Genomic DNA, 13,205 nt, shown 5'->3' with positions numbered 1-13,205 from the left:
GAGGCGAGAATGAGGACGATGAGCGCAGCGAAATTCGACCGCGCGGAACTCGAATCCATGCTTGTCGGGCTGCGCCCGAAGCTGCACCGCTATGCCGCCCGCATGGCCGGCTCGGCGATCGAGGGCGAGGACATCGTGCAGGAGGCGGTGGTGAAGGCGCTTGCTGCTCACGATGGCGGTGCCATGGTCGAGCGTCCGGAGCAGTGGCTGTTCCGCATCGCCCATAATGCGGCGCAGGATCATCTGCGCCGCCGCCTGCGGGAGCGCTCGCGCATGACCGAGGCCGACATGACCGAAATAGAAGATCTCTCCGCCGACGCCGGGGCGAGACTGGCGGCGGCGGCGAGCCTGCGCAGCTTCATGCGGCTCACGCTGGCGCAGCGCAGCGCCGTGATCCTGGTCGATGTGCTCGGCCTCAGCCTGCATGAAACCTGCGAGGTTACGGGCGCGACTTTAGCCGCCACCAAGGCGGCGCTGCATCGCGGCCGGGCGGAGCTGAAGGCACTGGCCTCGGCACCGGACGACGTGGCGGTGCCGAGGCTCGATCCCGAAGAAGAGCGCCGGCTGCGCCGCTACATCGACCTGTTCAACGCACGCGACTTCGACGGGGTCAGGACGCTGATCGCCGAGGACATCCAGGTCGACGTCCTCAATCGCGCCCGCCTCAACGGCAAGAAGGAAGCCTCGACCTATTTCGGCAATTACGACCGCCTCGGCGACTGGGCGCTGTCGCTCGGCTTCGTCGACGGCCAGCCGGCGATCCTGATCCGCAACCCGCAGGCGCACGATGCGGTGCGCGGCTTCATGCTGATCGACTGGCGCGGCGATGAGGTCGTGCGCATTCGCGATTTCCGGCACGTCCCTTATTGCCTCGTCGAGGCGGATATCTGCTTCCCTACCGATTGAGCTGCGACGCATCCGCGAGCTGATCGAGCCGCTGCCTGCGGAGATGATCCCGCAGAGCGCGCGCAGAACGATACGGCTTCGCGGGGGAGATCGGCGCTCCGTCACATCATCGTGAACGTCACGTGGCATGAATTGTCGATCGGAACGCCATCTCAAATCCGCCGCAAAGGCAAATCAACTGGCTCACCATCGTCAGCCAATTGTCTTTCGCCAATCACGGCATAGTGCGAGCCATCACGGGCTCGCGGGTCTTCCAATGTCTCTGAATGAAGCAAGCAAACCCGCCAAGAAAAACGCGCCCAAAGCCAAAGTCGTGACGGAATCGCCACCGCGCGATCAGATCCTGATCGGCCCCGATTTCATCCACAAGGGCGAGCCGCATGAGAGGCTCGACCGCTTCTTCGGCGATCTGGCGAGCCGCTTCGACGCAGCACCGGCGGTGATTTCCGGCGGCCGGCCCTGGTCATACCGCGAGCTGAACAGCCGCGCCAACCAGTTCGCGCATCTGCTGATCGAGCGCGGCGTGAAGCCGGGCGACAGGATAGGCCTTTTGCTGGATCGCTCCGCCGAAACCTATATCGCTATCCTTGCCGTGATGAAGGCAGGGGCGGCCTTCGTTCCTCTAGCCACCGCCTTCCCCGAAGATCGCATGGTGATGATCATCGAGGACGCCAATGTCACGATGGTGATCAGCGTCTCCGGTTACGCCGCGCGCGTGGCGCGCCTGCCGGTTCCGCATATCTCGATCGACTCGGCGGAATCCGAAATCGCCCTCAAGCCGGAAACTGCGCCCCTGCCGGAGGGCAGCCAGGACCAGACCTGTTACATTCTCTACACGTCCGGCACCACGGGCAAGCCGAAAGGCGTGGTCATCACGCATCAGAGCTTCTGCAACTTCATCCGGGTCGCCGCAGCATCCTACGGTTACCAGCCGGGCGATCGCGTGTACCAGGGCATGACCATCGCTTTCGACTTCTCCTCGGAGGAGATCTGGGTGCCCTTTGCCGCCGGCGCCACGGTCGTGCCGGCCCCCGGCCAGCAGCCCCTCGTTGGCGAGGAGCTGGCCAGCTTCCTGCGCGAGCATCATATTACCTGCATGGCCTGCAGTCCGACGCTTTTGTCGTCGATCGAGAGCGACGCGCCCAGCCTGCGCGCGATCCTGGTCGGCGGCGAAGCCTGCTCGCAAAAGCTCGTGGTGCGCTGGGCGAAGCCCGGCCGCCAGATCCTGAACACCTATGGCCCGACCGAGGCCACGGTCACCGCCACCATGGCCTTGCTGACGCCGGACGAGCCGGTGACGATCGGCAGGCCGCTGCCTACCTATTCGATAGCCATTCTCGACCCCGAAAAGCCGAAAGTGCTGACCGGCGACGCACTGGGCGAGGTCTGCATCGGCGGCATGGGCGTGGCGGTAGGCTACCTCAACCGGCCGGAGCTTACCGAACAGCGATTCATCAAGGATTTCATCGGCCTGCCGAACAACCCCAGCGGCCGCATCTACCGGACGGGCGATCTCGGCCGCATCAACGACAAGGGCGAGATCGAGTATCACGGCCGTATCGACACGCAGGTGAAGATCCGCGGCTACCGCATCGAGCTGGGCGAGATCGAGGCCGTGCTGCTGGAGCAGCCAGGCATCGCGCAGGCGGCGGTTACGACGTGGGAGATCGAGCCCGAGCGCACGGAACTGGTCGCCTACTATGCCCCCAGGAGCGGTGGCGACAGTGTGGATCGCACCATGCTAGTGCGGGAGCTCAAGCAGCGGCTGCCCGACTACATGGTCCCGGCCTATCTGGAGCAGCTGCCCGCGATCCCGATGACCGTCTCCAATAAGGTCGACCTGAGGAAGCTGCCAAAGCCGACCAGCGCGCGCGTCGCGGCCGGCCATGCGATGATCGACCCGCGCAACGAGGACGAGAGGTTCCTGGTCGACACGCTGCAGGATGTGCTGAAATTCGAGGACATCTCCATCGAAGACCACTTCTTCGACGACCTCGGCGCAAACTCGCTGTTGATGGCGAGGTTCTGCGCGCGTATCCGCTCCCGCAAGGCCTGGTCGACGACCTCGATGCGCGATATCTACCTGCATCCCACGGTCGCGAAGCTCGCCGATTACCTGCGTGCGCCGCAGATGGTCGCGGTTGCCGCGAGCGAGCCGATGCTGACGCATCGGGCTTCCGGCCTTGCCTATTGGAGCACGGGCTTTGGGCAGCTCATGTTCTACACGCTCTACAGCTATGCCTCGCTCTGGGCGATCAATGACGGACTCAACTGGGTCTATGACGCGCTGGACGACCCGGTGCAGCTCTATCTGCGCTGCGTTCTCTTGTCCGCCAGCGTATTCTTCGGGCTCAGCGGCTTTGCCATCATCGCCAAATGGCTGCTGGTCGGACGTTGGAAGGCCGAGACGTTCCCGATCTGGGGCTGGCGTTATTATCGCTTCTGGGTCGTCAAGACGCTGGTCCGCAGCGCGCCGGTGGTGCTATTCCGCGGCAGCCCGCTGTACAGCCTCTACCTGCGCCTGCTCGGCGCCCGGCTCGGCAACCGCACCGTTATCGAGTGCCGCTCCGTTCCGGTCTGCACCGACCTGATCAGGATCGGGGACAACTCGATCCTGCGCAAGGATTCCATGATCCTGGGCTTCCGCGCCCAGGCGGGCTACATCCACACCGGCCCGCTCGACATCGGCCACAACGCTTTCGTCGGCGTCGGCTCGACGCTGGACATCGACACCCGCATCGGCGATGGCGCCCAGCTGGGCCACGCTTCGTCGCTGCATCGCGGACAGGCGATCCCTGCCGGCGAGCGCTGGCACGGATCGCCGGCGATTCCGACCGAGGCGGACTATTGCACGGTTCCCAACGTGCCGCTGTCGCGAGCGCGCCGGATCATCTACGAGGCGATCCAGCTCTTCATCCTCTTCGCCATCGTCACGCCGTTCCCGCTTCTGTTCCACACCTACTGGGAAAATGTCGGTGACGACTATCAGGAGACCATCGGCATCGTGGCGATCGGCACTACGGTGACGCTGGCGGGCTTCATCATCGGCGGCGTATTGCTGGCGGCCATCGTGCCGCGGCTGTTCAACCTCATGCTGAAGCCCGGCCGAGACTATTCGCTCTACGGCTTTCACTACTGGCTGCAATCGATGCTGGAGCTGGTCAGCAACGTGCGACTGCTGAATGTGCTGTTCGGCGACAGCTCGGCCGTCGTCTACTATTTGCGCGCCATCGGCTGGCGGCTGAACAAGGTGAACCAGACCGGGTCGAATTTCGGCACCAACCAGCGGCATGAAAACCCGCAGCTCAGCGAGATCGGCTCGGAAACGATGGTCTCCGACGGCCTGTTCATGGTCAACATGCAGAAGTCCGCCAACTCCTTCCGTCTCGAGCATACGCGGGTCGGCGAGCGCAACTTCTTCGGCAACAACATCATCTATTCGCCGGATTCCCGCACCGGCGACAATTGCCTGCTCGGGACCAAGGTGCATGTACCGGTCGATGGTCCTGTGCGCGAGAATGTCGGGCTGCTGGGGTCGCCGCCCTTTGAAATCCCGCGCATGGTCAATCGCGACAAGGAGCTTCTCGGATTGATCTCCGACCAGGAGCGCCGCCGCCGGCTGCCGCTGAAGAACCTCCACAATCTGGTCACCGCGCTGCTGTTCTTGGCCGCGCAGTGGCTGATCCTGTTCCTGACGCTCGCCATCTGGGACAGGGCGCTCAACTACTACAACGAATGGGAGCAGACGGCGCTGTTCCTGGCGGTGGTGCTGACCACGGCGATCGGCATTCCGTTCTACATCTTCCTCGAACGGGTCAGCCTCGGTTTCCGCCGGCTGAAGCCCAGGATGGCCACGATCTACGACCCGGTCTTCTGGCGCCACGAACGCCATTGGAAACTGTCCGATTCGCCGATCATGGGCCTGTTCACCGGTACCCCGTTCAGGCCGCTGATCCTGCGTCTGGTGGGCGTGAAGGTCGGGCGGCGCGTCTATGACGGGGGAAGCATCATCACCGAGCGGTCGCTGGTGGAGATCGGCGACGACGCGACGCTCAACGAGGGCTGCGTCATCCAGGCACATTCGCTGGAGGAAGGCGCGTTCAAATCCGACTATATCCGCATCGGCAATGGCTGCACGCTCGCCTCTGCCGCCTTCATCCACTACGCCGTGGTGATGGGCGAGGGATCCGTGGCGGACCTCGATTGCTTCGTCATGAAGGGCGAAGTGCTGGAGCCCAACACCGTGTGGCGCGGCAACCCGGCCAAGCTCTATGGCGTGGTGACGCCGATCGACGCGCGCGCGATCGAGATCGGGCAGAAACAGTGACGCGTTCGGCCGAAGCGCGGACGGGCGACCGCCAGGTTGTCCTGCGGCCTGTCGGCGAGGACAACCGGGCGGCGATCCTGGCGCTCGAGCTGATGCCTGAGCAGCAAGGCTTCGTCGCCTCGAATGCCGACTCGCTGGAAGAGGCCGGGGAAGACGACGAGGCCCTCGCCCGCGCTGTCGTTGCGGCCGGGCGCGTCGTCGGATTCCTAATGTACAGCGCTCCAGACGACGATGACGAGGCGATCATCTACCGTTTCATGATCGACCGCCGCGAACAGGGCAAGGGCCTTGGCCGTGCCGCGGTTGCCCGGGCGCTGGAGGAGATCGCGCAGCTCGGCCACATACGCCGCGTCTCGATCTGTTATGAACCGGACAACGAGGCGGCGCGCCGGCTCTATGCCGGCTTCGGTTTCGTCGAGGCGGGACTGGACGAGGATGGCGAGATGATTGCCGTGCTCGAATTGGGCAGCAAGTGAGCTCACGGCCGGACGACGCGCAACCGGACATCGAAAGCGCCGTCGAGGAGGCGCTGGCCTACCTCACGCCGCCCGGCCTCGTCACCGGCTGCCGTCTTGTTCGTGCCGGCGACGAACAATACCTCCTGCCGGCGGAAGGCGCTTCCATCGCCACGCGCGAACAGAGGGCGCGCGCCGCCACTGGAGCGGGCCGTCGGGTCGCGCATGAATTGCTGCGGCGGCTGAGCTTTGCGGATCTCGCCGTCTTGCGGGGCCAACTGGGAAACCCGATCTGGCCTGCAGGGATCGTCGGTTCAATCGCGCATGACGATGAACTTGCCATGGCGGTCGCCGCGCGATCCGATGCGGTGAGAAGCGTAGGCGTCGACATCGAACCTGCCCTGCCCTTGCCACACGAGCTCCGAGGCATGGTGGCAACGCCGCAAGATCGCCTGGGCGATCTTGATTCCCGCCTGGGCAGCCGCATTCTGTTTGCGATCAAGGAGGCGGTCTACAAGGCCTCGTTTCCGCTCGACGGCCGGGTGCTGGGCTTTGAGGACATCGCCGTCGATCTCACCTCGAGCGAGGCGGTCACTTCATCCGGCAATCGTTTGACCGTGCGCTTCACCATCTCGCCCAGAATCCTGGCGCTGGCTTACCCGGCATAGGCGCGCCGGGCCCTGCCCCGACATTTCAGGGTGGGCGTTTGAACGACGAATAGCGTCCGAAGATTCGAACTGCGAGCCTCGAATAAGCGGTCTGGCGGAGGGCGCGTCGGACGACGGAGATCAGGCGGGAGCGTAGGCTAACCTGATCACATCCTCGATCCGGTCATGAGCCATCAGGCGGAGCGGCGGTCGGGGTCCGGCGAAATAAGGCTTGCCGTGGCCAAGCACCACCGGGTGCAGGTAGATCCGATACTCGTCGATCAGGCCCAGCTGGGTGAGGCTTCGCGCCAAATCCGGGCCGGCGACCTCGATCTCGCCGTCGCGCTCGGCCTTCAGCTTTCGGATAGCGTCCCCGAGATCGCCCTCGACAAGCCTTGCGTTGGGACCGACGGACTTCATCGAGCGTGAGACGACCCATTTCGGCTGGCGCCGCCACGCCGCTGCGTAGGCAAGTCGCTCGGCATCCCATTCAGGATGCTCGTCGTCCCAGTAGCGCATGATCTCATACATGCGGCGACCGTAGATGCTGCCCGCCTGACGCTCGGCCTCCTCGATGAAGTGGCGGAAAAGCGCGGGGCTCGGCCCGAAGGCCGTGTGATCGACGTAGCCGTCCAGCGACTGGTTCATTCCGAACGCGAGCTTGGCCATTGTCTGTTCCTCACACGGCATCACAAATCTAATTGCATTGTGCAATCGGTTCAGATTAGGCCGACTGATTTTATTTTGCAATTGGTTCTGCCGCATACATAAACGCAACACGTTTCGGGCCAGATGATCGCCCGATCCTTTGTTGCGGTTCTCCCAACCGCGCTCCGACGATGCAAAGCCGTTTCAAAACGGCCATTTGAAAACGGTGGGATTCAGCTAAATATCTGAAATTGTTGGCGCGCCGCGGCCGATGAAGATGGGCACTATTGCTTCGCCGTGGCGCTATGATGCGGCCGCCGCCCAAACGATCCGGCCGAATAACCAGCGACGGACTGCGATCTTGCACTACGCCTCATGGCCAGCTGTCTTCCCGATTTCGCGGTCCGCTTACCCTTCAAGTGCGGCCATTTCGATCAATCCGGGGAACGGCGCGATGGGCCATAGCGACGTTTTACGGTCGGCTGGCCGCTTCCGCTCGAGCTCGATGGAAGAGACTTTCTCAGAGCCCGTCGGCATGTCTCAAAGGTGCCAAGCTGTTCTCGAACTCAACTCGGACCGAGCCACCCTCATCGACATGCTAGACTTCTGGCATGTTTCGCGGTCGGACCCAGACTGGTAATATCGGCGTTGCGAAACGGCGGAGGTGCGCGAGATGTCCGACACGCAATTCGATCAGAACGCTTGGCTTGCGCGCATCGGCTATTCCGGGCCCGTCACACCAACGCTTGAGACCTTGAATCGACTTATTTTCGCGCACTCGCATTCAATCGCCTACGAAACGCTGGATATCATGCTCGGGCTTCCGCCCAAGCTCGATGTGCCTTCGCTTCAGCACAAGATGATCGCCAGCAAGCGCGGCGGATACTGCTTTGAACAGAACATGCTGTTCCGGGCCGGACTTTGGTCGCTCGGCTACAGGATCACAAGCCTGCAAGGGCGTGTCGTACGCGGGCTGGCGATCGATGCGCCGCGCCCGGCCATCCACATGCTGTTAAAAGTGGAGTTGCCGGAGGGAATTTATCTTGCGGATGTCGGCTTCGGCAACCTCGCGCCGACCTGCGCGCTCTTGCTTGCGCCGCAGATCGAACAAGAGACGCCGCACGAGGTCATGCGCTTTATCGATGTCGGCGGCGAGCTGACGCTCCAGGCGCTGCTCAACCGTGGCTGGCAGCACATTTACCGGGTCATTCCTTACCCGCGCTATGATGGCGAATACGAGATCACCAACTGGTACACCGCAACCCACCCGGACGCGCCATACCAGGGCAACATCATCGTGGCGAAGCCGGGACCGAACAGGAGTCGGATCACCATGTACAATGCGCGTGTCACGGTCCGCGACGCGGAGGGGCACGCGGAGAAGCGCTGGCTCGCAACCGAGATCGAATTCAGGGACGTGCTGCGTGGCGAATTCGGGCTGAACATGTCCGATCAGCAGATCGATGAGTGCGTGGCGGTTATGAAGGCGAAAGGGACGGGAGACGCTCCGCATCCGTTTTTTGCTTAGACTCCCCTCAGGCCCAAGGGCCTTCCACGCCTTGATCCAATCATGCAGGAGCTTGCGCGATATCCCGAGCTTGCGTGCCACAGGCAGAACGCCTTCGCCGCCTTCCGCACGCTTGATCGCCTTCAATTGTACGCCGTCGGAAACGTCCGGATCGCCATTCCGTCATCGGTCATCCTCAGGGACAACCTGTCACAGAAGTTAGCGTGTCTCACGCACGGGTGCAGTCCAGTGCACTTAACTCGACAACCTGACTGGTTAATCGAAGCACCGGCCGATTTTGGCGCCAATAGCGTATTGCGAAGTGGCGCGCCCGAAGAGATTCGAACTCCTGACCCCCAGATTCGTAGTCTGGTGCTCTATCCAGCTGAGCTACGGGCGCGCAACAGGCCGTGCATGACACAGGCCCCGCGATCCGGTCGAGAAGGCCGGCCGCGATGTGGAGTGTTCCCTAACGACTGAATTTGCGAAAAGCAAGCCGATCCGGCAAAAGTTTTGTCGCAGGTGGTTTTGCCGATGCCGATCGAGGCGCGCCGCTACCGACAAGCGGCTCCGCAGGCGGTGGTGGGCTCAAGCCGGGCGGCGCAAACCATTGCGCGCCTGGTCGAGCCGCACCGGCTGGTCGGGAATGGTGACGGCGAAGACGGTGCGGCCGCCGATCGATTCGACCAGCTCGACCGTGCCGCCATGAGCGCGGATCAGCTCGTGCGCGATCGCCAGGCCAAGCCCGGTGCCGCCGGTGCGCGCCGAGCCGCGGAAGGCGGCGAACAGGTTCTCGCGCGCCTTGGGCGGCAGGCCGGGACCGGTGTCGGTGACGGTGATGCGGCTGACGCTGCCCTGGCGCTCGGCCGCGACGGCCAGCCGGCGCACCACCGCGCTTTCGGTGTCGGCTGCCATCGCCTGCACGGAGTTGCGGCAGAGATTGGTGAGCACCCGGAACAGCTGGTCGGAATCGGCATCGACCTCGAAGGCATGCTCGATGGCGTTGATGAACTCGATGCCGTCCTCGATGTCGAGCAGGCCGTGCACGTCGTCGACCAGCTGGCGCAGCCGCACGCGGCGGCGCGACGGCGCCGGCTCCTGCGTGCGGCCATAGTGAAGCACACCTTCGGAATAGGAGACGGCGCGGTCGAGGGCGCGCAGAAGCTTCGGCGCGAAGGCCTGCACCGTCGGGTCCTTCACCTGGCGCAGGCGATCCGACATCAGCTGCGCGGACGCCAGGATGTTGCGCATGTCGTGGTTTATCTTGGAGACGGCCAGGCCGAGATCCGCGAGATGCTTCTGCTCCGACAGCATCTTCTGCAGCCGGTCCTGCATCTGCGACAGCTCGCGTTCGGCGACCCCGATCTCGTCGGCGCGGTCGGCGGGGCGGATGACGCGGCCGGGATCGTCGGGCGCCTCGGAGAAGGCCAGGATCGAACGCGTCATGGTGCGGATCGGCCCGATCATGATCAGGTCGATCGCCGCATAGACCAGCATGGCGGTGAACAGCGAGATGAGCAGCGAGACGACGGCGACGTTGCGCGAGTATCTCAGCATAGCGTCGCGCAAACGGTAGTCCGGCATGATCAGCTCGAATTCCTTGTCGCTGTCGCCGACCGGGCCGAAGACGCGCAGCATGCGCTTGCCGCCGAAGAACAGCGTGTCGAGCGCGCCGGTCATGCCGTTGATCAGGCCGACATTGGCGATATCGATGTGCGCGTCGACCTGTGGCGGCATGTCGGCGACCACCAGAAGCCGCGAGACACCGCCGTCACGCACGGCGATCGCCTTGGCGCCGATCGCCATCAGCACATCGTTCTGGGCGTTGTGCGACAGCGAGTTGGGCTCGCCCTGCAACAGCACGATCGACACCGCGGCGGCTGTGCTCAGGCGCTCCTTCAGCCAGTTGACCCGGTAGCTGGCGATCCAGGGCAGGAAGATCAGGATTTCAGCCAGCAGCACGAAGGCGATGGTGAGTAAAAGCAGCTTGGTCGACAGACCGCGCGACAACGGCACCCGGCGCGACGAATTCGCCGCCGCCGGCTGTGCCTTTTCGTTCGTGGGCAGAGTTTCACTCGTCATTGACGCGCATTCACAAAGGCTTGATCGGCCAAGACTATGCGATTTGCGGCTTTTTTGCCAATTTCATCGTCGGCTCCGCGAAAAATGCCTCGCGGCGGGGCGGATTGACTTCCAAAGACCTTCTTTCTATAAGCCCGCTCACGCTCGGGCCATTCGTCCCGGCGCGGTTTCGATCGCGCCTAGGCCGGCCCGGCAAAGCTCCTGTTGCACAGTGACAGAATCAAGAAGGGCCGCACCCCGCGGTATTAAAACAAATGAAGCGTACCTACCAACCGTCCAAGCTCGTCCGTAAGCGCCGGCATGGTTTCCGTGCCCGCATGGCCACCAAGGGTGGCCGTGGCGTCGTTGCCGCCCGTCGCAACCGCGGCCGCAAGCGGCTCAGCGCCTGAACGAAAGACGAGATCGTTGCCCGCACCCGGCAAGCCACAGGGGAAAACTCCCGGGCGGCTTCTGAAACGCGCGGATTTCTTGGCTGTGCGCGGCGGCGAGAAACGCCGCGGGCGGCTTTTTCTCGTTGAAGTTCTCGACCGCGGCGATGACCTTGCGCCGCGCGTCGGCTACACAGTCACCAAGAAGGTCGGCAACGCCGTGGTGCGCAACCGCGTCCGGCGGCGGCTGAGGGAAGCCGTGCGCGTTCATGCCGCCGATGACATGGCGCCCGGCAATGACTATGTCATCGTCGGGCGTGAAGACGTGCTTGCCATTCCGTTCGGCCAGTTGAAGGCCGAGCTCTCCCGCCGGCTGCGCGGAACACGATAGGCCAAGGGCTTCGATGGAAAACAACCGCAATTTCTTCATCACCATCGCGCTGTCGGTGCTGATCCTGACGCTCTGGCAGGTGTTCTACATGAACCCGCGCATGGAACAGCAGCGCGAGCAGGCACGCGTCGAGCAACAGCGCGTCGAGGCGCAGAAGAAGGAAGCGCAGGGCACCAATCCAGGCGCGGCCGGAACGCCGGCCCCGACCGCCGGCGCCATCCCCAGCGCGCCCGGCAGCGACAGCGTGACCGCGGCCAGCCGCGACCAGGCGATTGCCGCCACCAAGCGCGTCAAGATCGACACGCCCAGCCTCGAGGGCTCGATCAACCTGACCGGCGCGCGCCTCGACGACCTGAGGCTCAAGCACTACACCGAGACGGTCGACAAGAACTCGCCCGAGATCGAGCTGCTCAACCCGTCGTCGCTGCCCAATGGCTATTTCGCCGAGATCGGCTTCGTCGGCAACGACACCACCGGCACTGTGCCCGGCGCGGATACGGTGTGGAGCGTCGACGGCAATCCGACGCTGACGCCCTCGACGCCGGTGACGCTGACCTTCACCAACGACAAGGGCCTGACGTTCAAGCGCACCATCTCGATCGATAACGAATACATGTTCACCGTTTCCGACACGGTGCAGAATTCCGGAACGGCCGCCGTCTCGCTGTACAATTACGGGCGCGTCACCCGTTTCGACAAGCCGGCCGTCGCCAGCACCTATGTGCTGCATGAGGGCCTGATCGGCGTGACCGGCAGCGAGGGGCTGCAGGAATACAAATACGCCAAGATCGAGAAGGACAAGGAATACACGCCCAGCAAGTCGACCAATGGCTGGCTCGGCATCACCGACAAATACTGGGCCGTGACGCTCATCCCAACGGAGAAGCAGCCCTTCCAGCCGAAATTTTCCTATTTCGAGTTCAAGGACGGGCCGCACAGCCACAGCTACCAGTCCGACTACCTGTCCGACGCAATCAGCATCGCGCCCGGCCAGTCGACGACGGTCGAATCCGAAATCTTCGCCGGCGCCAAGGAAGTCTCGACCATCAACGCCTATGCCAAGGACCGGCAGATCCGCCAGTTCGACCTTTTGATCGACTGGGGCTGGTTCTATTTCATCACCAAGCCGATGTTCTGGCTCATCGACACGCTCTACAAATTCTTCGGCAATTTCGGGCTGGCGATCCTCGCCACCACCGTCGTCGTCAAGGCCATCTTCTTCCCGCTCGCCAACAAGTCCTATGCCTCGATGGCGAACATGAAGAAGGTGCAGCCGAAGATGGTCGAGATCCGCGAGAAATACGCGGACGACAAGATGAAGCAGCAGCAGGCGATGATGGAGCTCTACAAGACCGAGAAGATCAATCCGCTGGCCGGCTGCTGGCCGGTGGCGCTGCAGATCCCGGTCTTCTTCTCGCTCTACAAGGTGCTCTACATCACCATCGAGATGCGGCACGCGCCGTTCTTCGGCTGGATCCACGACCTCGCGGCGCCGGATCCGACCTCGATCTTCAACCTGTTCGGCCTGTTGCCGTTCGCGGCGCCGGCCTTCCTGCCGCATATGGGCGCCTGGGCGGTGGTCATGGGCATCACCATGTTCCTGCAGATGCGCATGAACCCGGCACCGCCGGACCCGACGCAGGCGGCGATCTTCACCTGGATGCCGGTGATCTTCACCTTCATGATGGGCAGCTTCCCGGCCGGCCTCGTGATCTACTGGGCCTGGAACAACACGCTGTCGATTCTGCAGCAGGGCGTGATCATGAAGCGCCAGGGCGCCAAGATCGAATTGTGGGACAATCTGGCATCGATTTTCCGCAAGAAACCATCGCCGGCGGAATAGACGGCTCCTGAACTGCTAAGACGAAAAAACC

The 13,205-nt window shown here is 63.4% G+C and carries 10 protein-coding genes and 1 tRNA gene; 8 read left to right on the top strand and 3 right to left on the bottom strand.

The genetic code is table 11. From position 1 onward, the window contains the following. The first annotated feature begins 18 nt into the window (after positions 1-18). The 4 genes from LB535_RS22825 (at position 19) to LB535_RS22810 (ending at position 6,356) form a co-directional block, all read left to right on the top strand. Entirely contained in the window at positions 19-906 is an 888-nt protein-coding gene (locus LB535_RS22825) for an RNA polymerase sigma factor (RefSeq protein ID WP_224633811.1), read from the top strand. 313 nt (positions 907-1,219) lie between these two features. Then, positions 1,220-5,233, top strand: a complete 4,014-nt coding sequence (locus LB535_RS22820; protein WP_224633810.1) for a Pls/PosA family non-ribosomal peptide synthetase — start codon at positions 1,220-1,222, stop codon at positions 5,231-5,233. Further along, on the top strand, positions 5,230-5,709 hold the full coding sequence (locus LB535_RS22815) for a GNAT family N-acetyltransferase (protein ID WP_224633809.1): 480 nt from the start codon (positions 5,230-5,232) through the stop codon (positions 5,707-5,709). Before LB535_RS22820 ends, LB535_RS22815 begins: the two co-directional genes overlap by 4 nt. Then, a complete protein-coding gene (locus LB535_RS22810) occupies positions 5,706-6,356 on the top strand; it encodes a 4'-phosphopantetheinyl transferase (protein WP_224633808.1) in 651 nt (216 codons plus the stop codon). The genes LB535_RS22815 and LB535_RS22810 overlap by 4 nt, the downstream gene beginning before the upstream one ends. A 120-nt stretch (positions 6,357-6,476) precedes the next feature. On the opposite strand, the gene LB535_RS22805 is transcribed toward LB535_RS22810, so the two are convergent. Next, complete coding sequence (locus tag LB535_RS22805) at positions 6,477-7,004, bottom strand: dihydrofolate reductase family protein (protein ID WP_224633807.1); 528 nt, start codon at positions 7,002-7,004, stop codon at positions 6,477-6,479. Between the two features lie 652 nt (positions 7,005-7,656). Here LB535_RS22805 and LB535_RS22800 point away from each other — a divergent pair. Beyond that, positions 7,657-8,511 (top strand): arylamine N-acetyltransferase family protein, encoded by an 855-nt coding sequence (locus LB535_RS22800; RefSeq protein ID WP_224611273.1) that lies wholly within the window; start codon positions 7,657-7,659, stop codon positions 8,509-8,511. Positions 8,512-8,813: 302 nt separating this feature from the next. On the opposite strand, the gene LB535_RS22790 is transcribed toward LB535_RS22800, so the two are convergent. After that, a tRNA-Arg gene (locus LB535_RS22790) sits at positions 8,814-8,890 on the bottom strand. A gap of 188 nt (positions 8,891-9,078) precedes the next feature. Beyond that, positions 9,079-10,572 carry a sensor histidine kinase gene (locus LB535_RS22785; RefSeq protein WP_224611275.1) on the bottom strand — a complete coding sequence of 498 codons (1,494 nt, stop codon included), beginning with the start codon at positions 10,570-10,572 and terminating at the stop codon, positions 9,079-9,081. A 254-nt stretch (positions 10,573-10,826) separates the two neighbouring features. Here LB535_RS22785 and rpmH point away from each other — a divergent pair, with 254 nt between their 5' ends. Genes rpmH through yidC form a run of 3 tightly spaced genes read left to right on the top strand, consistent with a single transcriptional unit; the run spans position 10,827 to position 13,174 of the window. Continuing rightward, positions 10,827-10,961 carry a 50S ribosomal protein L34 gene (gene rpmH, locus LB535_RS22780; protein WP_008833937.1) on the top strand — a complete coding sequence of 45 codons (135 nt, stop codon included), beginning with the start codon at positions 10,827-10,829 and terminating at the stop codon, positions 10,959-10,961. Between the two features lie 16 nt (positions 10,962-10,977). Continuing rightward, positions 10,978-11,331 carry a ribonuclease P protein component gene (gene rnpA / locus LB535_RS22775; RefSeq protein ID WP_095767954.1) on the top strand — a complete coding sequence of 118 codons (354 nt, stop codon included), beginning with the start codon at positions 10,978-10,980 and terminating at the stop codon, positions 11,329-11,331. A gap of 13 nt (positions 11,332-11,344) precedes the next feature. Next, a complete protein-coding gene (gene yidC / locus LB535_RS22770; RefSeq protein WP_224633806.1) occupies positions 11,345-13,174 on the top strand; it encodes a membrane protein insertase YidC in 1,830 nt (609 codons plus the stop codon). The last annotated feature ends 31 nt before the right edge of the window (positions 13,175-13,205 follow it).

It is taken from the genome of Mesorhizobium sp. CA10 (assembly GCF_020165285.1).
Taxonomy (GTDB): Bacteria; Pseudomonadota; Alphaproteobacteria; order Rhizobiales; family Rhizobiaceae; genus Mesorhizobium.
Note: the sequence above shows the minus strand (reverse complement) of the source record. Positions and strands in the feature narration are given on the sequence as shown.